At 73.8% G+C, this 19133-nt stretch carries 19 protein-coding genes; 12 read left to right on the plus strand and 7 right to left on the minus strand.

Annotation, left to right across the window (positions count from 1 at the left end; genetic code table 11):
- The first annotated feature begins 51 nt into the window (after positions 1 to 51).
- The 3 genes from ACI2LW_RS01650 to ACI2LW_RS01660 all read left to right on the plus strand — a co-directional run bounded on the left by ACI2LW_RS01650 (position 52) and on the right by ACI2LW_RS01660 (position 1127).
- Positions 52 to 261 carry an acyl-CoA carboxylase epsilon subunit gene (locus ACI2LW_RS01650; RefSeq protein ID WP_404729104.1) on the plus strand — a complete coding sequence of 70 codons (210 nt, stop codon included), beginning with the start codon at positions 52 to 54 and terminating at the stop codon, positions 259 to 261.
- 85 nt (positions 262 to 346) lie between these two features.
- Entirely contained in the window at positions 347 to 475 is a 129-nt protein-coding gene (gene mmpB / locus ACI2LW_RS01655; RefSeq protein WP_404729105.1) for a morphogenic membrane protein MmpB, read from the plus strand.
- 31 nt (positions 476 to 506) lie between these two features.
- Entirely contained in the window at positions 507 to 1127 is a 621-nt protein-coding gene (locus tag ACI2LW_RS01660; protein ID WP_404729106.1) for a Maf family protein, read from the plus strand.
- Between the two features lie 128 nt (positions 1128 to 1255).
- Here ACI2LW_RS01660 and ACI2LW_RS01665 read toward each other — a convergent pair whose 3' ends face one another.
- Entirely contained in the window at positions 1256 to 1825 is a 570-nt protein-coding gene (locus ACI2LW_RS01665; RefSeq protein WP_404729107.1) for a hypothetical protein, read from the minus strand.
- 375 nt (positions 1826 to 2200) lie between these two features.
- Here ACI2LW_RS01665 and ACI2LW_RS01670 point away from each other — a divergent pair, with 375 nt between their 5' ends.
- Positions 2201 to 3973, plus strand: a complete 1773-nt coding sequence (locus tag ACI2LW_RS01670; RefSeq protein WP_404729108.1) for an acetyl/propionyl/methylcrotonyl-CoA carboxylase subunit alpha — start codon at positions 2201 to 2203, stop codon at positions 3971 to 3973.
- 245 nt (positions 3974 to 4218) lie between these two features.
- Here ACI2LW_RS01670 and ACI2LW_RS01675 read toward each other — a convergent pair whose 3' ends face one another.
- Positions 4219 to 5175, minus strand: a complete 957-nt coding sequence (locus ACI2LW_RS01675; protein WP_404729109.1) for a DeoR/GlpR family DNA-binding transcription regulator — start codon at positions 5173 to 5175, stop codon at positions 4219 to 4221.
- A gap of 248 nt (positions 5176 to 5423) precedes the next feature.
- Complete coding sequence (locus ACI2LW_RS01680) at positions 5424 to 6872, minus strand: NAD(P)H-quinone dehydrogenase (protein ID WP_404729110.1); 1449 nt, start codon at positions 6870 to 6872, stop codon at positions 5424 to 5426.
- 104 nt (positions 6873 to 6976) lie between these two features.
- On the opposite strand from ACI2LW_RS01680, the gene ACI2LW_RS01685 reads away from it, so the two are divergent.
- Both ACI2LW_RS01685 and ACI2LW_RS01690 read left to right on the plus strand, forming a co-directional pair.
- Positions 6977 to 7414: a gamma-glutamylcyclotransferase gene (locus tag ACI2LW_RS01685; protein ID WP_404729111.1), complete on the plus strand. Its 438-nt coding sequence runs from the start codon at positions 6977 to 6979 to the stop codon at positions 7412 to 7414.
- A 205-nt stretch (positions 7415 to 7619) separates the two neighbouring features.
- The gene (locus ACI2LW_RS01690; RefSeq protein WP_404729112.1) at positions 7620 to 8303 is read left to right on the plus strand and encodes a PH domain-containing protein; all 684 of its coding nucleotides are present in this window, start codon (positions 7620 to 7622) and stop codon (positions 8301 to 8303) included.
- 1084 nt (positions 8304 to 9387) lie between these two features.
- On the opposite strand, the gene ACI2LW_RS01695 is transcribed toward ACI2LW_RS01690, so the two are convergent.
- Positions 9388 to 11037 carry a phospho-sugar mutase gene (locus ACI2LW_RS01695; protein ID WP_404729113.1) on the minus strand — a complete coding sequence of 550 codons (1650 nt, stop codon included), beginning with the start codon at positions 11035 to 11037 and terminating at the stop codon, positions 9388 to 9390.
- Positions 11038 to 11385: 348 nt separating this feature from the next.
- Positions 11386 to 12210 (minus strand): purine-nucleoside phosphorylase, encoded by an 825-nt coding sequence (locus ACI2LW_RS01700; protein WP_404729114.1) that lies wholly within the window; start codon positions 12208 to 12210, stop codon positions 11386 to 11388.
- Between the two features lie 339 nt (positions 12211 to 12549).
- Between ACI2LW_RS01700 and deoC the strand changes: the two genes are divergently transcribed.
- The 5 genes from deoC (at position 12550) to ACI2LW_RS01725 (ending at position 16510) form a co-directional block, all read left to right on the plus strand.
- Entirely contained in the window at positions 12550 to 13509 is a 960-nt protein-coding gene (gene deoC / locus ACI2LW_RS01705) for a deoxyribose-phosphate aldolase (protein ID WP_404729494.1), read from the plus strand.
- A 5-nt stretch (positions 13510 to 13514) separates the two neighbouring features.
- Positions 13515 to 14972, plus strand: coding sequence for an aldehyde dehydrogenase family protein (locus ACI2LW_RS01710; protein ID WP_404729115.1), 1458 nt, complete (start codon positions 13515 to 13517; stop codon positions 14970 to 14972).
- Positions 14973 to 15887: an aldehyde dehydrogenase family protein gene (locus ACI2LW_RS01715; RefSeq protein WP_404729116.1), complete on the plus strand. Its 915-nt coding sequence runs from the start codon at positions 14973 to 14975 to the stop codon at positions 15885 to 15887.
- Between the two features lie 120 nt (positions 15888 to 16007).
- The gene (locus tag ACI2LW_RS01720) at positions 16008 to 16262 is read left to right on the plus strand and encodes a type II toxin-antitoxin system Phd/YefM family antitoxin (protein WP_404729117.1); all 255 of its coding nucleotides are present in this window, start codon (positions 16008 to 16010) and stop codon (positions 16260 to 16262) included.
- Positions 16259 to 16510 (plus strand): type II toxin-antitoxin system RelE/ParE family toxin, encoded by a 252-nt coding sequence (locus ACI2LW_RS01725; protein ID WP_404729118.1) that lies wholly within the window; start codon positions 16259 to 16261, stop codon positions 16508 to 16510. Before ACI2LW_RS01720 ends, ACI2LW_RS01725 begins: the two co-directional genes overlap by 4 nt.
- 78 nt (positions 16511 to 16588) lie before the next feature.
- Here ACI2LW_RS01725 and ACI2LW_RS01730 read toward each other — a convergent pair whose 3' ends face one another.
- On the minus strand, positions 16589 to 16987 hold the full coding sequence (locus ACI2LW_RS01730) for a hypothetical protein (protein WP_404729119.1): 399 nt from the start codon (positions 16985 to 16987) through the stop codon (positions 16589 to 16591).
- 256 nt (positions 16988 to 17243) lie between these two features.
- Between ACI2LW_RS01730 and ACI2LW_RS01735 the strand changes: the two genes are divergently transcribed.
- Entirely contained in the window at positions 17244 to 17879 is a 636-nt protein-coding gene (locus ACI2LW_RS01735) for a uridine kinase (RefSeq protein ID WP_404729120.1), read from the plus strand.
- 241 nt (positions 17880 to 18120) lie between these two features.
- Here the strand turns inward: ACI2LW_RS01735 and ACI2LW_RS01740 are convergent, their stop codons facing one another.
- A complete protein-coding gene (locus ACI2LW_RS01740) occupies positions 18121 to 18864 on the minus strand; it encodes a SigE family RNA polymerase sigma factor (protein ID WP_404729121.1) in 744 nt (247 codons plus the stop codon).
- Positions 18865 to 19133: the final 269 nt, after the last annotated feature.

Genomic DNA, 19133 nt, shown 5'->3' on the forward strand with positions numbered 1-19133 from the left:
CCCCGCAGGCCCTCAGGCCCGCAGGCCCGGACGCCGACCCTTGGAGCGGTCATGAACATCAAGGTCGTACGAGGAAACCCGACCCCGGAGGAGCTCGCCGCCGCCCTGGCGGTGGTCCGGGCGCGCGCCGCGGCGGCAGCGGCCCTGCCGTCCGGCGCGCCCGCCCCGCGGGCCTCCTGGTCCGATCCCGCCCGGCTGAGCGCACGGCGGGTCCCGGCGCCGGGTCCCACGTCCTGGGCCCGGACGTACTGGCCCGGCTGACCCGGACCGCACGGCCGGCGGCCGCCGCGCAACTTGAGTACGCGTACTCAGGCGCGCGGGGCCGCCGGCACCGGACGATCGGGGCATGCTGTGGTCCGACCCCGACGACGAGCCGCCCCAGGAGCTGCGGGACACGCAGGAGATGCTCCGGCGGCTGGGTGTCCTCGTGGCGCTGGCCATGGTGCTGGCGATGGTCCTGATCGGACTGAGGTGAGCGGGTCCGGCCGCCCCGATACGCTGACCGCATGACTGACCAGCCGCGCCGCCGACTCGTCCTCGCCTCCCAGTCCCCCGCCCGGCTCGGGCTTCTGCGCCAGGCCGGGCTGGAGCCCGAGGTGATCGTGAGCGGCGTCGACGAGGACGCCGTCACCGCCCCCACCCCCGCCGAGCTGGCGCTCGCGCTCGCCGAGGCCAAGGCCTCGGTGGTGGCGGCCCGGCCGGACGTGCGCGGCGCCCTGGTGATCGGCTGCGACTCCGTGCTCGAACTCGACGGGCGGGCGCTGGGCAAGCCCGCAGACGCCGAGGAGGCCACCGCGCGCTGGAAGGCGATGCGCGGCCGGGCGGGCACGCTGCAGACCGGGCACTGCGTGTGGGACACGGTGAGCGGCCGGTACGCCTCGGGCACCGCCTCCACGGTGGTCCGCTTCGGCGACCCCAGCGACGAGGAGATCGCCGCCTACGTCGCCTCGGGCGAGCCCCTGCACGTCGCCGGCGCCTTCACCCTGGACGGCCGCTCGGCCCCCTTCATCGACGGCATCGACGGCGACCACGGCAACGTCATCGGCATCAGCCTGCCCATGATCCGCCACCTGCTGGCCGAGCTGGGCGTGGCCATCACCGACCTGTGGACCCCGACGACGGCCTGACACGCGGCCGGGAGCGGCCTGTCCTCCCCGGGTCGGGAGCCGCTCCTCCCTGTGGTCAGGAACCGGTTCTCCCAGTGGTCGGGAGCCGGTCCTGCCCCGTCCCCGGTCGGGAGCCGCTCCTCCTCCGGTCAGGTGGTGCGCGGCTCGGCCGGCGGGGTGACCGGGGGCGGGCCCGCCGGGGCGTCCGGCACGCTGTCGGAGGGTTCGGGGGTGCCGGGGCCGTCCGTGCCCTTGGAGCCGTCGCCGGAGCCGTCCGTGCCCCCGGGGCCGCCGGCGTCCGGTGCGGCGCCGGCCGGACGGTCGCCCTCCTCGCGGTCGTAGGTCATGAGCAGCAGCACGACCAGCGCGAGGACGACCACCATGAACAGGAACGCCGGCGGGCCCACCAGCCCCCACGCGAACGCGCCCAGCAGCGCGTGCACCACCGCCACGCTGATCAGCAGCACGCGTCCGAACCCCGCCGGGCGGCGCCCGCGCAGGGCGACGAGCAGGGCGACCAGGCCGCACAGCGCGAAGTACAGGCCGAAGACCACGCCGCCGGCCTTCGACGACGTCGACATCACGTCGGCGTCGAGACCGGCCAGGGACATCTGCTGCCGGTCCACGACCTCCCCGAGGAACCAGTTCAGCGCCGCGAAACCGAACGCCTCGGCGAAGAGCACGATCGCCACGACCCACGCCACCGGTCTGCGCACCACCGGTCCCACCCACTTTCGCCCGCGGCTCACCCGAGGAGCCCTGTTACCGCCAGTACCGTTGAGACATCGCGAACGCTACTAACGGGTAAACCGGGGGACAAGAGTCCTGCGAACGGCAAAGAATCATTGGGCCATTCGTAGGGACTCCACAAAGAAACGAAGTGGGCCGCAGCACGCCCTCACAGAGACCTTGACCACACCGGGGGGCTAGGGTTTCCCGGAGGAGTCCTGCGTACAGCGGTGCGACAAGGGATTTCACAGGTCGAGCAAGCCTCGAGTCACGCTCCGTGTGGGCAAGCTCACCATTGGGGACGGGTCGAAGTGCCGTGTCGGCAGTCCCTAAACTCGGCTTGTTTCAAGGAGGGAGCCTCAATCGTGCGCAAGGTGCTCATCGCCAACCGTGGCGAAATCGCTGTCCGCGTGGCCCGGGCCTGCCGGGACGCCGGGATCGCGAGCGTGGCCGTCTACGCGGACCCGGACCGGGACGCTCTGCATGTCCGCGCCGCGGATGAGGCATTCGCCCTGGGCGGTGACACGCCGGCCACCAGCTACCTGGACATCGAGAAGGTCCTGAAGGCCGCCGAGGAGTCCGGCGCGGACGCCATCCACCCCGGCTACGGCTTCCTCTCCGAGAACGCCGAGTTCGCGCAGGCCGTCCTGGACGCCGGCCTGATCTGGATCGGCCCCCCGCCGCAGGCCATCCGCGACCTCGGCGACAAGGTCGCGGCGCGGCACATCGCGCAGCGCGCCGGCGCCCCGCTGGTGGCGGGCACCCCCGACCCGGTGAGCGGTGCCGACGAGGTCGTCGCCTTCGCCGAGGAGCACGGCCTGCCGATCGCCATCAAGGCGGCCTTCGGCGGCGGCGGGCGCGGTCTGAAGGTCGCCCGCACCCTGGAGGAGGTCCCGGAGCTGTACGACTCCGCGGTGCGCGAGGCGGTCGCCGCCTTCGGCCGCGGCGAGTGCTTCGTCGAGCGCTACCTGGACAAGCCCCGCCACGTGGAGACCCAGTGCCTGGCGGACCGGCACGGCAACGTGGTCGTCGTCTCCACCCGTGACTGCTCCCTGCAGCGCCGCCACCAGAAGCTGGTGGAGGAGGCTCCCGCGCCGTTCCTGTCCGAGGAGCAGGTCGCCGAGCTGTACCGGGCCTCCAAGGCCATCCTGAAGGAAGCCGGCTACGTCGGCGCCGGCACCGTGGAGTTCCTCGTCGGCAACGACGGCACGATCTCCTTCCTCGAGGTCAACACCCGCCTCCAGGTCGAGCACCCGGTCACCGAGGAGGTCGCCGGCATCGACCTGGTGCGCGAGATGTTCCGCATCGCCGACGGCGAGGAGCTCGGCTACGACGACCCGGTGCTGCGCGGCCACTCCTTCGAGTTCCGCATCAACGGCGAGGACCCGGGCCGGAACTTCCTGCCCGCGCCCGGCACCGTCACCACCTTCGCCCCGCCTTCCGGCCCCGGCGTCCGGCTGGACGCGGGCGTGGAGTCCGGCAGCGTGATCGGCCCGGCCTGGGACTCCCTGCTGGCCAAGCTGATCGTGACGGGCCGGACCCGTAAGGAGGCGCTGCAGCGCGCCTCGCGCGCCCTGGAGGAGTTCCAGGTCGAGGGCATGGCCACCGCCATCCCGTTCCACCGCAAGGTCGTCACCGACCCGGCCTTCGCCCCCGAACTGACCGGCTCCACCGATCCGTTCACGGTGCACACCCGCTGGATCGAGACCGAGTTCGTCAACGACATCAAGCCCTTCGCCGCCCCCGCCGACGGGGACGCGGACGAGGAGCCGGGCCGTGAGACGGTCGTCGTCGAGGTCGGCGGCAAGCGCCTGGAGGTCTCCCTGCCGGCCTCGCTGGGGATGTCCCTGGCCCGCACCGGGCTCGCGGCGGGCGCCAAGCCCAAGCGCCGCGCGGCGAAGAAGTCCGGTCCCGTCGTCTCCGGCGACACCCTCGCCTCCCCGATGCAGGGCACCATCGTGAAGATCGCGGTCGAGGAGGGCCAAGAGGTCAAGGAGGGCGACCTGGTCGTCGTCCTGGAGGCCATGAAGATGGAGCAGCCGCTGAACGCGCACAAGAGCGGCACCATCAAGGGCCTGAGCGCCACGGTCGGCGCCTCCGTCACCTCCGGCGCCGCCATCTGCGAGATCAAGGACTGATCCGCCCCCACCCCGGTACGCCCGAGGCGCCCGGCGGACTCGCTGTCAGCGAGTCCGCCGGGCGCCTCGCTGCTGAACGAGCCGCGCGTCGCGGGTGCCGTACGGCATCACCGGCCCCGCGTGTCACCCCTCACGCACCGGCGCCGGTCGCGGCCGGCCGGCACTCACCGCCTCCGCGGGTCCTGCCGCTCACCGCCGGGCGGGGGCGGGTGCCGACGCTCACCGCCGTACGCGGGTGCCGACGCTCACCGGCGGCGCAGGTCCGCCACCCGGGCCGCCCGCTCCGGGCCCGCCGACTGCTCCGCGCCCAGGGCCGAGCGAAGGGCCGGTCCGGTGACCTGGCTGCGGCGGGGCCCCGGGAGCGGCACGTCCCGGCGGCGCTCGCCCCGCGCGGGGGCCTGGTCACCGGAGGGATTTCCCGAGGCTCCGGCCACGGCGATCTGCACCCCCTGGTCGGCCAGCGCCTGCAGTTCCGTGGCCGCGCGGTCGTCGTGGACCGGGGGCTCGTCCGTCACCAGGCGGGTGATGAGCTCGGTGGGGACGGTCTGGAACATGGTGTCCGTCCCGAGCTTGGTGTGGTCGGCGAGGACCACGACCTCCGCGGCGGCGTGGACCAGGGCCCGGTCGACGGACGCCGACAGCATGTTTGAGGTGGACAGGCCGCGCTCGGCGGTCAGACCGCTGCCCGACAGGAAGGCCTTGGACACCCGCAGCCCCTGGAGCGACTGCTCGGCCCCCGACCCGACCAGGGCGTAGTTGGAGCCGCGCAGCGTGCCGCCGGTCATCACGACCTCCACCCGGTTGGCATGCGCCAGCGCCTGGGCCACCAGGAGGGAGTTGGTGACGACGGTCAGCCCGGGGACCCGGGCGAGCCGGCGCGCCAGCTCCTGCGTGGTCGTACCCGCTCCGACGACGATCGCCTCGCCCTCGTCGACGAGGCCCGCGGCGAGGTCGGCGATGGCCGTCTTCTCCGCGGTCGCGAGATGCGACTTCTGCGGGAAGCCGGACTCGCGGGTGAACCCGCCCGGCAGTACAGCACCGCCGTGGCGGCGGTCGAGGAGTCCTTCGGCCTCCAGCGCGCGCACGTCCCGCCGTACGGTCACTTCGGAGGTCTGGACGACGCGGGCGAGCTCACGGAGCGACACGGCTCCGTTAGCGCGCACCATTTCGAGGATCAATTGACGACGTTCAGCAGCGAACACGAAACTGACAGTAACGCCGACGACCGTCTGCTTTCAGCTGTTTGCGCCGAATAGCAGAAGTTGTTCGCAGAGTGGGGTGCGGAGTGGTATAGAGGCCTACCCGCCTCGCCTATGCCTCCCGCATGGTCCGCGACCGGCCGTCGACCGGCCGCGGAACGTGCCGTGCGGCCGGCCGTGACCGGCCGCGGGACCGCCGTGCGACCGGCCGTGACCGGCCGCTGCCCGTGCGCGGCCCGCCGCGCCGGCCCTCAGATGTCGCCCGCGGTCTTGCGGGTGTGCAGCTGCCGGGCCACCTCCGCGATCGACCCCGAGAGCGAGGGGTAGACGGTGAAGGCGTTCGCGATCTGCTCGACCGTCAGATTGTTGTCGACGGCGATCGAGATGGGGTGGATCAGCTCCGAGGCGCGGGGCGCCACGACCACGCCGCCGACCACGATGCCCGTGCCCGGCCGGCAGAAGATCTTGACGAAGCCGTCCCGGATGCCCTGCATCTTGGCGCGCGGGTTGCGCAGCAGCGGCAGCTTGACGCACCGGGCGTCGATCTTGCCGGCGTCCACGTCGGCCTGGCTGTAGCCGACGGTGGCGATCTCGGGGTCGGTGAAGACGTTGGAGGAGACCGTCTTGAGGTTCAGCGGGGCCACCGCGTCGCCGAGGAAGTGGTACATGGCGATACGTCCCTGCATCGCCGCCACCGACGCGAGCGCGAACACCCCGGTCACGTCACCGGCCGCGTAGACGCCCGGCGCCGTGGTGCGCGAGACCTTGTCGGTCCAGATGTGGCCCGACTCCCGCAGCCTGACGCCGGCCTCCTCCAGGCCGAGGCCGGCGCTGTTGGGGACGGCGCCGACGGCCATCAGGCAGTGCGAGCCGGTGATGACCCGGCCGTCGGCCAGCGTCACCTCGACCCGGTCACCGACCCGCTTGGCCGCGGCGGCGCGCGAGCGGGCCATGACGTTCATCCCGCGGCGCCGGAACACGTCCTCCAGCACGGCGGCGGCGTCCGGGTCCTCCCCCGGCAGCACGCGGTCCCGGGACGACACGAGCGTGACCTTCGACCCGAGCGCCTGGTACGCGCCGGCGAACTCGGCGCCGGTCACGCCGGAGCCGACCACGATGAGCTCCTCGGGCAGCTCGGTGAGGTCGTAGACCTGGGTCCAGTTCAGGATGCGCTCGCCGTCCGGCTGGGCGTCGGGCAGCTCGCGCGGGTGGCCGCCGGTGGCGATCAGGACGGCGTCCGCGGTGAGCGTCTCCTCGCTGCCGTCGGCGGCGGTGACCACCACCTTGCGCGAGCCGTCGAGGGCCTGCATGCCCTCCAGCCGGCCGCGCCCGCGCATGACCCGGGCGCCCGCGCGGGTCACGGAGGCGGTGATGTCGTGCGACTGCGCGAGCGCGAGCCGCTTCACACGCCGGTTGACCTTGCCCAGGTCGACGCCCACCACCCGGGCCGCCTGCTCCACGTGCGGGGTGTCGTCGGCGACGATGATCCCCAGTTCCTCGTAGGAGGAGTCGAAGGTGGTCATCACCTCGGCGGTGGCGATCAGGGTCTTCGACGGCACGCAGTCGGTGAGCACCGAGGCGCCGCCCAGGCCGTCGCAGTCGACGACGGTCACCTCCGCGCCGAGCTGCGCGGCCACCAGCGCCGCTTCATATCCGCCGGGTCCGCCACCGATGATCACGATCCGAGTCACGTACTCCATTGTCCCGCACCGCTCGCGGTGCCTCGCCCCGGGGGCGCGGGCGGGCCCCTTCCGTTACCTGAGGGCCCGGAGGGGCGGCTGCGGCCTGCCGTACGCTTCGTCGCATGTCGCTCTACGCCGCGTACGCCGGCAACCTCGACGCGCGGCTGATGTCCCGCCGCGCCCCGCACTCGCCGCTGCGCGCCACCGGCTGGCTGAACGGCTGGCGGCTGACCTTCGGGGGCGAGCACATGGGCTGGGAGGGAGCGCTGGCCACCCTGGTGGAGGACCCGATCTCCCAGGTCTTCGTCGCGCTGTACGACATCGCCCCCATGGACGAGGACGCCCTGGACCGCTGGGAGGGCGTGGGCCTGGGCCTCTACCGCCGCACCCGGATCCGGGTGCACACCCTGGAGGGCGAGGAGCAGGCCTGGACCTACGTCCTCAACGCCTACGAGGGGGGCCTGCCCTCGGCCCGCTACCTCGGCGAGATCGCCGACGCGGCCGAGTCCGCGGGAGCCCCCCACGACTACGTGATGGAACTGCGCAAGCGCCCCTGCTGACGGGGCCCGGCGAAGGACCCCGGGCGGGGCGTTGGGCGGGGGCGTCCCGGGGCCGTGGGTGGGGGGCCGTCCCGGGGCCGTGGGTGGGGGCGTCCCGGGGCCGTGGGCGGGGGCCGTCCGGAGGCCGCGGGTGGGGGCCGCCCCGGGGCCGTGAAGTGGGGGGCCGTGGGTGGGGCCCGTTCGGGGGGTCGTGCAGAATCGGGGCATGACGACGCCCGAGTCCGAGTCCCCCGCGCCGCGGCCGCCGGCCCCCGAGTCCGCCGACCGGGTCCACCGGTCGTCCGCAGGCATCGCGGGCGGTGTGCTGATGCTCGCCATCGTCCTGTGGCTGGGCGTGGACGCGCTGGTCACGGGCCATGGCCGCGTCCCCTGGCTCGCGCTCGCCGCGATGATCCTCGCCGTGCCGCTGGTGGTCGCCTTCACCCTGCGGCCCGCCGTGTACGCCAACGAGGAGCGGCTGCGCGTCCGCAACCCGTTCCGTGTGATCGTGCTCCCCTGGGAGCAGGTCGCCGCCCTGCGCTCCGGCTACTCGAACGAGGTGGTCACCAGGTCCGGCGGCAAGTACCAGCTGTGGGCGGTGCCCGTCTCCCTGCGGGCGCGCAAGCGGGCCTCCCGGCAGCAGGCGCGGGCCACCGCCGCGGGCGCCCGGGGTGCGACGCCCGGGCGGGGCGGCCTGCTCGGCTTCGGCGGGCCGAGCGGCGGGGCCGACGCCGGTCCCACCCGGGCGTCGGCCGACCAGTACATGGACGACCTGCGCGAACTCCAGGAGAGCCGGGAGGGCCGGGAGGGCGCCCCTCAGGGCGAGGTCACGGTCCGCTGGGCGTACGAGATCATCGGCCCGGCACTGGCCGGGGCGGTCCTGCTGGCGATCCTGCTGGCCGTGACCTGAGCCACGGAGCCCACCCCGGCACTCGCCCCGCCCACGCCGGCCTCACGCCACCCGCCCGGGCCGGCTGGGCACTGCCCGTCCGGCGCGGCGCGGCACCGCCCGTCCGCGGTGTCTCGCGCCACCCGCCCCGTCTGGCGTCGCCTCAGTCCCCGGCGCCGCCTCGCATCGCCCCGGCCTGGCTTCGCGTCGGCACGGCTCCACCGCCGCCGGGCCGGCCTCACACCGCCCGCCCGGGCCGGCTGGGCACTGCCCGTCCGGCGCGGCGCGGCACCGCCCGTCCGCGGTGTCTCGCGCCACCCGCCCCGTCTGGCGTCGCCTCAGTCCCCGGCGCCGCCTCGCATCGCCCCGGCCTGGCTTCGCGTCGGCACGGCTCCACCGCCGCCGGGCCGGCCTCACGCCACCCGCCCGGCGCGGCTTCGCATCGCTCGCATCGCTCGCCCGGCCTGACCTGCGCCGCACACCGCACGCCCGGCCCGGCTCGGCACCCCCCGCCCGGCCCGGCTCGGCTCGGCACTGCCCCTCCGCGGCGTCTCGCGCCACCCTCCCGACGCGACGTCGCACCGCCACCCGGCCGACCGCACCCCACCCGCTCGGCACGGCTTCGCACCGCCCGCCCGGTCCGGCCTCACACCGCACGCCCAACGCGACTTCGCACCCCGCCCGGCCGGTCTCACGCCACCCGCTCGGCACGGCATCGCACCGCCCGTCCGGTCCGACCGCGCACCACCCGGCCGCCGCGACCGCGCACCACCCGCCCGCCGCGACCGCGCACCACCCGCCCGCCGCGACCGCGCACCACCCGCCCGCCGCGACCGCGCACCACCCGCCCGGCACGACCGCGCCACCTGCCCGGCAACGGCTTCACACCGCACGCCCGGTCCAGCCGCAGGCCACCCGCCCGCCGCGACAGCGTGCCACCCCCGCCCGGCCCGGTCTCGCGCAATTGGGCCGCGCCTTGGCCGCTGAACCGCGCGTCCCCGCCCCGTCACGGCGAACGGCCGCCCCCGCCCGTCACGGGCGGGGGGCGGCCGTTCGTGCCGTGCGCGGTGGTCCGGGCCGGGCCGGCGCGGCGCGGCGCGGGGTGTCAGATGCCTGCCGCCGCCGACAGGTCCCGCTTGATCGTCGCCAGTGTCTCGGCGGCCTTCGCGCGGGCCCCGGGCAGGGCGGCGCGCGACTCCACCGGGACCACGACCTCCAGGTAGCACTTCAGCTTGGGCTCCGTGCCGCTGGGGCGGACGATGACGCGGGCGCCCTCGAGCGTGTAGCGCAGACCGTCCGTGGGCGGCAGGGACTCCGTGCCCCGGGAGAGGTCCTCGGACCGGATGACGGGCAGGCCCGCCAGCTCGGCCGGAGGCCGCTCGCGCAGCCGGCGCATCGCGTCGGCGATCAGCGAGAGGTCCTGGACACGGACCGACAGCTGGTCCGTGGCGTGCAGCCCGTGCTCCAGCGCGAGGTCGTCGAGCAGGTCCAACAGCGTGCGGCCCTGCTCCTTGAGCTGCGAGGCCAGCTCGGTGATCAGCAGGGCGGCGGTGATGCCGTCCTTGTCGCGCACGCCGTCCGGGTCCACGCAGTACCCCAGCGCCTCCTCGTAGCCGTAGCGCAGGCCCTCGACGCGGGCGATCCACTTGAAGCCGGTGAGGGTCTCCACGTACGGCAGCTTCGCCCGCTCGGCGATGCGGCCGAGCAGGGAGGAGGAGACGATCGACTCGGCGAAGGTACCGGTCGCCCCCCGCGCCACCAGGTGGGCGGCGAGCAGCGCGCCGACCTCGTCGCCGCGCAGCATCCGCCAGTCCGCGCCGTCCCTGACCGCCACGGCGCAGCGGTCGGCGTCCGGGTCGTTGGCGATCACCAGGTCGGGGCCGGTCTCGCGGGCCCGGGCGAAGGCCAGGTCCATCGCGCCGGGCTCCTCCGGGTTGGGGAAGGCGACGGTGGGGAAGTCCGGGTCGGGCTCGGCCTGTTCGGGCACGAGCACGGGCTCCGGGAAGCCGGCCCGGGCGAAGGCCGCGAGCAGGACGTCCTTGCCGACGCCGTGCATGGCCGTGTAGACGGTGCGGGCGGTGCGCGGGGAGCCGGGGGCCAGGACCGCGTCCGTGCGGGCGAGATAGGCGTTCAGCACCTCCTCGCCGAGGACCTCCCAGCCGGAGTCCGGACGCGGCACGTCGGCCAGGCTCGCGATCGCCGCGATCTCGGCGGCGATCTCCGCGTCGGCGGGCGGGACGATCTGGGAGCCGTCGCCCAGGTACACCTTGTAGCCGTTGTCCCGGGGCGGGTTGTGGCTGGCGGTGACCTCCACGCCGGCGACCGCGCCCAGGTGCCGGACGGCGAAGGCGAGGACGGGCGTGGGCAGGGGCCGGGGCAGCACGGCGGCGCGCAGGCCGGCGCCGGTCATGACGGCGGCGGTGTCGCGGGCGAAGTCGGCGGACTTGTGGCGGGCGTCGTAGCCGATGACGACGAGGCCGGGCGCCGTGCCCTCCGGTGCGGCGGGCGCGTGCTTCTTCAGGTACGCGGCGAGGCCGGCGGCGGCCCGGACGACCACGGCGCGGTTCATCCGCATGGGACCGGCGCCCAGTTCCCCGCGCAGGCCCGCGGTGCCGAACTGGAGGGTGCCGGAGAAGCGCGCGGCGAGTTCCTCGACGTCCCCGGCGGCGATGAGGCCGGCGAGTTCCTCACGGGTCTCCTCGTCGGGGTCCTCGGCCAGCCACGTCTTGGCGCGTGCGATGAGGTCGTCCTGCACGGTTCGTCAGCCTCTCGTGTGTCGTCGGTCCCCGCGGCCGTGGCCCGTGAGCCGTGGGCCTTGAGCCGTGGGCCTTGGGCCGTTGCGCCCGTGGTGCTCCCGCGGGCGGGTGCCGCGGGAGCCCGTCGCGGGCACGGGTGCGATCCGGTCGCGGGGGTCCGGTGCGGGTGCGGTCGGGTAGCGGGGTCCGGTGCGGGTGCGGTCCGGATCCGCGGTGCGGGGGCAGATGCGGTGGGTGCGGTGCGATCGGGCGTCGCGGGCGCGGCGCCCGCGGGCCGCACGCCCATCCTGCGCCCCCGGGGGCGGGCCGGGCCGTGGTGCCGCGCCGGGCCCGCCGCGCGGGACGGCTCAGATGCGGCCGAGCACCTGCGCCAGCAGGGAGCCCATACGGGTCGCCGAGTCGCGGCCCGCCTGGAGGACCTCCTCGTGGTTGAGGGGTTCGCCGGTCATGCCCGCGGCCAGGTTGGTGACCAGGGAGATGCCCAGGACCTCGGCACCGGCCTCGCGGGCGGCGATCGCCTCCAGGACCGTGGACATGCCGACCAGGTCCGCTCCGATGACGCGGGCCATGCGGATCTCGGCCGGGGTCTCGTAGTGCGGCCCGGGGAACTGCGCGTAGACGCCCTCCTCGAGGGTGGGGTCGATCTCCTTGCACAGGGCGCGCAGGCGCGGCGAGTACAGGTCGGTCAGGTCGACGAAGTTGGCGCCCACGATCGGCGAGGTCGCCGTGAGGTTGATGTGGTCGCTGATCAGGACCGGCTGGCCGGGGCGCATGCCCTCACGCAGACCGCCGCAGCCGTTGGTCAGGACGACGGTCTTGCAGCCGGCCGAGACCGCGGTACGCACACCGTGGGCGACGGCGGCCACGCCGCGGCCCTCGTAGTAGTGGGTGCGGCCGAGGAAGACGAGGGCGCGCTTGTTCCCGATCGTGTACGAGCGGATCTTGCCGCCGTGCCCTTCGACCGCCGGCGGCGGGAACCCGGGCAGCTCGGTGACCTGGAACTCGGCGTCGGGAACGCCCAGCGCGTCGACGGCCGGTGCCCAGCCGGAGCCCATCACGAGGGCGACGTCGTGGGTCTCGGCGCCGGTGAGTTCGCGCAGGCGCGCGGCGGCGGCGTCGGCTGCGGCGTGGGGGTCGCCCTGGAGGTCGTCCGGAAGAAGAGATGCGTTCACGCGCATGAGAGTAGCCGGTCCTGGCCTACGCGCGTAGATGACGGTGCTCACGGGAATGCGATCGTTGTCTTGTCGTTTCCCGCCAAGCCCCGCCGGCCGTCCGACGGCCACGGACCGCCCTCGTGACGCACGGGCGGGTGCGCCCCCGCACGCACGGGCGGGCGCGGCCCGTGGCGCACCGGCGGCCGGACCCCGGCACGCACGCACGGCGGGCCCGGCCCCCCGGCCGAGGACCCCGCACGCCCCGGCAGGCGCCCCCAGCGCACCCCGGGGGGGTGTACAGCCGCACCCCGGGGGGTGTACAGCCGCTACGCGCGTAGATATGCTCGTCTGGTGACCATGCCCACCACTGCACCCACCGCGACAGCTCTCGCCGACGTCACCGCGTCCGACAGCACGCTGCGCCGCTTCCTGCACGGGCTGCCCGGCGTCGACGCGGTCGGCCTGGAGGCGCGCGCCGCCTCGCTCGGCACCCGTTCCATCAAGACCACCGCGAAGGCGTACGCCATCGACCTCGCCATCTCGATGGTCGACCTGACGACGCTGGAAGGCGCGGACACCCCGGGCAAGGTCCGGGCGCTCGGCGCCAAGGCGGTGCGTCCCGACCCGACCGACCGTACGGCTCCCGCCACCGCCGCGGTCTGCGTGTATCCCGACATGGTGGCCGTCGCCAAGGAGGCGGTCGCCGGCTCGGGCGTGAGGGTCGCCTCGGTCGCCACCGCCTTCCCGGCCGGCCGCGCACCGCTGACGGTGAAACTGGCCGATGTGCGCGAGGCGGTCGCCGCGGGCGCCGACGAGATCGACATGGTCATCGACCGCGGGGCGTTCCTCGCCGGCAGGTACCTGAAGGTGTACGACGAGATCGCCGCCGTGCGGGAGGCCTGCGGGACCTCGGCCCGGCTGAAGGTCATCTTCGAGACCGGCGAGCTGTCGACGTACGACAACATCCGCCGCGCGAGCTGGCTCGGGATGCTGGCGGGCGCCGACTTCATCAAGACCTCCACCGGAAAGGTCGCCGTCAACGCGACCCCCGCCAACACCCTGCTCATGCTGGAGGCGGTCCGCGACTTCCGGGCGCAGACCGGCGTCCAGGTCGGCGTCAAGCCCGCCGGCGGCATCCGCACCTCCAAGGACGCGATCAAGTTCCTGGTCCTGGTCAACGAGACCGTGGGCGGGGACTGGCTGGACAACCACTGGTTCCGCTTCGGCGCCTCCTCGCTCCTGAACGACCTGCTGATGCAGCGTCAGAAGCTGGCCACCGGCCGCTACTCCGGCCCCGACTACGTGACGGTGGACTGATCACCATGGCATCCGCATTCGCATACGCACCGGCCCCCGAGTCCCGGTCGGTCGTCGACATCGCGCCGTCCTACGGCCTGTTCGTGGACGGCGAGTTCACCGAGGCGGCCGACGGCAAGGTCTTCAAGACGGTCAGCCCGGCCACCGAGGAGGTGCTCTCCGAGGTCGCGCAGGCCGGTGAGGCGGACGTGGACCGGGCGGTGCGGGCCGCCCGGAAGGCGTTCGAGAAGTGGTCGGCGCTGCCCGGCGCCGAGCGCGCCAAGTACCTGTTCCGGATCGCCCGGATCATCCAGGAGCGCAGCCGTGAGCTGGCGGTCCTGGAGACGCTGGACAACGGCAAGCCGATCCGGGAGACCAGGGACGCGGACCTGCCCCTGGTGGCCGCGCACTTCTTCTACTACGCGGGCTGGGCCGACAAGCTGGACCACGCGGGCTTCGGCCCGGACCCGAGGCCCCTCGGCGTCGCCGGCCAGGTCATCCCGTGGAACTTCCCGCTGCTGATGCTGGCGTGGAAGATCGCCCCGGCGCTGGCGACCGGCAACACGGTGGTGCTCAAGCCCGCCGAGACGACCCCGCTGTCCGCGCTGTTCTTCGCCGACATCTGCCGGCAGGCGGGCCTGCCCAGGGGCGTCGTCAACATCCTGCCCGGGTACGGCGACGCGGGCGCCGCGCTGGTCGCGCACCCCGGCGTGGACAAGGTGGCGTTCACCGGCTCCACCGCCGTCGGCAAGGAGATCGCGCGGACCGTCGCCGGCACCCGCAAGAAGCTCACCCTGGAACTGGGCGGCAAGGGCGCCAACATCGTCTTCGACGACGCCCCGGTCGACCAGGCCGTCGAGGGCATCGTCAACGGCATCTTCTTCAACCAGGGCCAGGTCTGCTGCGCGGGCTCCCGCCTGCTGGTGCAGGAGTCGGTCCACGACGAGCTGCTGGACTCCCTCAAGCGCAGGCTCTCCACGCTCCGCCTGGGCGACCCGCTGGACAAGAACACCGACATCGGCGCGATCAACTCCGCCGAGCAGCTGGCCAGGATCACCGCGCTCGCCGAGCAGGGCGAGGCGGAGGGCGCCGAGCGCTGGTCCCCGTCCTGCGAACTGCCCACCTCGGGCTACTGGTTCGCTCCGACACTGTTCACCAACGTCACCCAGGCGCACACCGTGGCCCGCGAGGAGATCTTCGGCCCGGTGCTGTCGGTCCTGACCTTCCGCACCCCCGACGAGGCCGTCGCCAAGGCCAACAACACCCCGTACGGCCTCTCGGCGGGCATCTGGTCCGACAAGGGCTCGCGCATCCTCGCGGTCGCGAGCAGGCTCCGCGCGGGCGTGATCTGGTCCAACACGTTCAACAAGTTCGACCCGACCTCGCCGTTCGGCGGCTACAAGGAGTCGGGCTTCGGCCGCGAGGGCGGCCGCCACGGCCTGGAGGCGTACCTCGCCCCGTCGAGCCCGGAGGGCGAGCGATAAATGAGCACAGTCGACAAGACGGACAAGACCGAACCGCGGCTTTCGGTCTTCAAGACCTACAAGCTGTACGTCGGCGGGAAGTTCCCGCGTTCGGAGAGCGGCCGGGTGTACGAGGTGACCGACTCCAAGGGCAACTGGCTGGCGAACGCGCCCCTGGCGTCCCGCAAGGACGCCCGCGACGCGGTCGTCGCGGCGCGCAAGGCCTTCGGCGGCTGGTCGGGCGCCACCGCCTACAACCGCGGGCAGGTCCTCTACCGGGTCGCGGAGATGCTGGAGGGCCGGCGCGAGCAGTTCGTGCGCGAGGTCGCCGACGCCGAGGGCCTGTCGAAGGCGAAGGCGGCGGCGGTCGTGGACGCGGCGATCGACCGCTGGGTCTGGTACGCGGGCTGGACCGACAAGATCGCCCAGGTCACCGGCGGCGCCAACCCGGTGGCGGGCCCGTTCTTCAACCTGTCCTCCCCCGAGCCGACCGGCGTGGTGGCCGTCCTCGCCCCGCAGAAGTCGTCGCTCCTCGGGCTGGTCTCCGTGGTCGCCCCGGTGATCGCCACCGGCAACACCGCGGTCGTGGTGGCGAGCGAGAGGTCGCCGCTGCCGGCCCTGTCCCTGGCCGAGGTGCTGGCCACCTCCGACGTCCCCGGCGGGGTGGTCAACGTCCTCTCCGGCCGTACGGCCGAGATCGCGGCGCCGCTCGCCGCGCACCAGGACGTCAACGCGATCGACCTCGCGGGCGCCGACGAGGCGCTGGCGAAGGAGCTGGAGATCGCCGCGGCGGACAACCTCAAGCGCGTGCTCCGTCCACAGCCTGTGGACGACTGGACGGCGACGCCCGGGACCGAGCGGCTGACCGCCTTCATGGAGACCAAGACGGTCTGGCACACGACGGGCTCACTGGGCGCCTCGGGCTCGTCGTACTGAGCCGCCCCGGGGCAACGGGCCGTGCCACCCTTCCGTCGTGCCGGGGGGTGGCACGGCCCGTTGCCGTCTCGACCCGACATCCAATTGACCACAAGATGCATGTTGTGGAAGGGTGTGCACATGGTTGAGATCGCCATCAGCGCCGCCCGTTCCCAGCTCGGTGACCTGGTCCGCCGCGCGGCCCACGGTCGGGAGACCATCGCGCTCACCGACCACGGGCACGTGGCCGCCCTGCTCGTCTCCCCTCAGGTGATAGAGGATCTGGAAGACGCCTTGGCGGTTGCCGACTATCAGCGACGCAAGGCAGAGGGAACACTCGGACCCGGCATCCCCATGGCGGAGGTGCGAAGGCGGCTGGGACTCGAACAGCGGTGACCTACGAGATCATTTTCGAACCGCACGCTCTCGACTCCGCAGCCCGGTTCCTGAAAGAGGACCCGAACGGTCTCGCTCTGGTCCTGGACACGATCGACGAACTCGCCCACGACCCTCGCCCGGCGATGTCCGTTCCATACGGTTCACCGGATCTACGCCGCCTGCGCATCGGCGATTACCGCGTGCTCTACATCATCGAGGAAGACGTGATCCGCGTCATGGTCACCCGTCTCGGTCGCACCGCCTGACCTCCAGGACTGAGCACAAGAGCCGCGCCTGCCCTCCCCCGGCGGGACGCGGCTCGCTCGGCACCCAGCGCCCGCGCCCTACCGCACGGAGCCGACCACCCGCCCCACCACCGGCACGCTCCCGACCGACCGGGCCTTCGTCACCGGGTCGGTGACCGTCCTCGTGCCGACCGGTTCGAAGTCGGCGACCTCGGTGCCGACCGCGTTGCTGAGCGGGTCCACGCCGGTGCCCGCGAACACGTTGGGCCTCATGTCCGCGACCGGTCCCACGGCCCGCCCGGTCACCCCGGTCACCTCCTTCAGCGCGGACCCCGGCCCGGCCTCGCCGGCCGACGGGTGCCTGTCCGGCCCGTCCGCGGCGGGGGACGTGCCCGCCGCGGCGGCCGTCGCGCCCGCGCCGACGGCGACGCCGGCGGTCGCGAGGGCGACCAGGGCGCGCCGGGCGGTGGAGCGGAGGAGGGACGCGTGTGGAGCCATTGCTGGTGCCGCCTTCTGGTGTCTGCGGGAGGTCTGGAGAAGCCGTCGGGGTGCGCCCTGACGAGGCCCCCGGCGTCCGCCGGAGTGCGCCGGGACGCGCCCCCGGTGTCCGCCGGGGTGTGCGCCGGGACACGCGGGGCGCTTCCGGTGCGCTGAGTGACGGGTTCGGTGCACAGGGTAGTTGAGACGCGGTCCACACACCAAAGCCGACCCGCGGGGTCGGCAGCGGCGCCGCCATACGTCAAACTGGTCTTCCGTGAGCCTCCATCCCCCGTCACCCGCCCGAGTGGTGCTGCTCTGCGGCCCGTCGGGTTCGGGCAAGTCCCTCGTCGCCGCCCGCTCCGGGCTGCCCGTGCTGCGCCTCGACGACTTCTACAAGGAGGGCGACGACCCGACGCTCCCCCAGGTGGCGGGGAGTTCGGACATCGACTGGGACCATCCCGGGTCGTGGGACGCGGACGTCGCGGTCGCGGCGATCGCCCGGCTGTGCGCGACCGGCAGCACCGGCGTGCCCGTCTACGACATCTCGCTCAGCGCCCGCACCGGTGAGCAGGAGCTGCACATCGGAAGCACCCCGCTGTTCGTGGCCGAGGGCGTCTTCGCCGCCGAGATCGTGGAGCGCTGCCGTGAACTGGGCCTGCTGGCCGACGCGCTGTGCCTGACCCGCGGCCCGCTCACCACCTTCCGCCGCCGCTTCCTGCGGGATCTGAAGGAGGGCCGCAAGTCGGTGCCGTTCCTGCTGCGCCGCGGCTGGCGGCTGATGCGTGCCGAGCGCTCGATCGTGGCCCGCCAGGTGGCCCTGGGCGCCCACCCCTGCGACCGCGACGAGGCGCTGGGACGGCTGGCCGCGGCGGCGGCCGAAGGCCGGACGCAGGCACCCACGGCGGCCTGAGAACGCGAGGAAGCGGGGCGGGGCGCCTCCCCCGGCGTCCCTCCAGCGCACGGGAGCGGGACGGGGACGCCCCCGCACACACGGAAGCGGGACTGGACGGACCCCCCGGCCCTCCAGTCCCGCTCCCTTTGTGCGCTCCCCCCACGTTCCCCCGTGGTGGTGCTTCCCCCCGTTTTCCCCCGTGTCCCCCGTGCTTCCCCCCGTGTTCTCCCCGTTCCCCCCGGCCTCCGGCCCGGCTCGTTCAGGCGACGAGCTCGCCGAAGGACTCCTCCTGGTCACGGCCGAAGCTGAGGACCTCGTCCTCGCGCAGCCGGCGCAGGGACCGCCAGATGCTGGACTTCACCGTGCCGACGCTGATGCCGAGGATCTCCGCGATCTCCGGGTCCGTGCGGCCCTCGTAGTAGCGCAGGACCAGCATGGTGCGCTGGAGTTCGGGCAGCCGGGCCAGCGCCTGCCACAGCACCGCGCGCAGCTCGGTGCCGCGCATGGCGTCCGTGTCGCCGGGCGTCTCCGGCAGTTCCTCGGTCGGGTACTCGTTGAGCTTGCGGCGCCGCCAGGCGCTGATGTGCAGATTGGTCATGGTGCGGCGGAGGTATCCGCCGACCGCCGCCTTGTCACTGATCCGGTCCCACGCCCGGTACGTCGAGAACAGCGCGCTCTGCAGCAGGTCCTCGGCCTCGAAGCGGTCGCCGGTGAGGTGGTAGGCGGTCGCGTACAGGGAGGCGCGGCGCTCCTGCACGTAGGCGGTGAACTCCGCCTCCGACAGGGTGCGGCGCTCCCCCGGGTCCTCCCCGTACGCGGTTCCCCCGTGCGTTTCCCCCGTGTGCGCGTCAACCACCGTCATGAACGCGGTGTGCTGACGCCCGGTACCGCGAGCGCACCCCCGCGGGCTCACGGCACCGGACTTCTCCGAACCCCGGGTGACGTTCACATCGTGCAGACGCGTGACCACTGCGCTGGTGCCAGCACTGTGCAGCGTGTTCATCTCGCGCCCCCCGTCGTGGAGTTCCGGTGTTCGTGCTTGCTTCCTTGCCTGTGCCGAAAAGCTTGCCGCCGCCACTTCATCGCCGTGTCCGCCGACTGTCACAGACGTGTCACAGGGGTCGGTACGGCCGTGACGGGGGTGGTCACGGCCCGCAACGCAACGGCTGCGCGGACGGCCGTACGGACGGTGGTACGGACGCGTCCGGGCAGCGGATCGTTCCGGCAAGTCGGGCGGGAGCGCTCCAGGTGTCGAAACCCCGGCCCGGCATG

This window comes from Streptomyces sp. NPDC004065, assembly GCF_044903565.1.
GTDB lineage: Bacteria > Actinomycetota > Actinomycetes > Streptomycetales > Streptomycetaceae > Streptomyces.

What these genes read in the sequence shown, in the direction of transcription:
- ACI2LW_RS01685 (WP_404729111.1), top strand. Translation starts at nt 6,977, where the DNA reads ATGTCGCTCTACGCCGCGTACGCCGGCAACCTCGACGCGCGGCTGATG.
- deoC (WP_404729494.1), top strand. Translation starts at nt 12,550, where the DNA reads ATGCCCACCACTGCACCCACCGCGACAGCTCTCGCCGACGTCACCGCG.
- ACI2LW_RS01740 (WP_404729121.1), bottom strand. Translation starts at nt 18,864, where the DNA reads ATGAACACGCTGCACAGTGCTGGCACCAGCGCAGTGGTCACGCGTCTG.
- ACI2LW_RS01650 (WP_404729104.1), top strand. Translation starts at nt 52, where the DNA reads ATGAACATCAAGGTCGTACGAGGAAACCCGACCCCGGAGGAGCTCGCC.
- ACI2LW_RS01715 (WP_404729116.1), top strand. Translation starts at nt 14,973, where the DNA reads ATGAGCACAGTCGACAAGACGGACAAGACCGAACCGCGGCTTTCGGTC.
- ACI2LW_RS01710 (WP_404729115.1), top strand. Translation starts at nt 13,515, where the DNA reads ATGGCATCCGCATTCGCATACGCACCGGCCCCCGAGTCCCGGTCGGTC.
- ACI2LW_RS01730 (WP_404729119.1), bottom strand. Translation starts at nt 16,987, where the DNA reads ATGGCTCCACACGCGTCCCTCCTCCGCTCCACCGCCCGGCGCGCCCTG.
- ACI2LW_RS01690 (WP_404729112.1), top strand. Translation starts at nt 7,620, where the DNA reads ATGACGACGCCCGAGTCCGAGTCCCCCGCGCCGCGGCCGCCGGCCCCC.
- ACI2LW_RS01680 (WP_404729110.1), bottom strand. Translation starts at nt 6,872, where the DNA reads ATGGAGTACGTGACTCGGATCGTGATCATCGGTGGCGGACCCGGCGGA.
- ACI2LW_RS01720 (WP_404729117.1), top strand. Translation starts at nt 16,008, where the DNA reads ATGGTTGAGATCGCCATCAGCGCCGCCCGTTCCCAGCTCGGTGACCTG.
- mmpB (WP_404729105.1), top strand. Translation starts at nt 347, where the DNA reads ATGCTGTGGTCCGACCCCGACGACGAGCCGCCCCAGGAGCTGCGGGAC.
- ACI2LW_RS01660 (WP_404729106.1), top strand. Translation starts at nt 507, where the DNA reads ATGACTGACCAGCCGCGCCGCCGACTCGTCCTCGCCTCCCAGTCCCCC.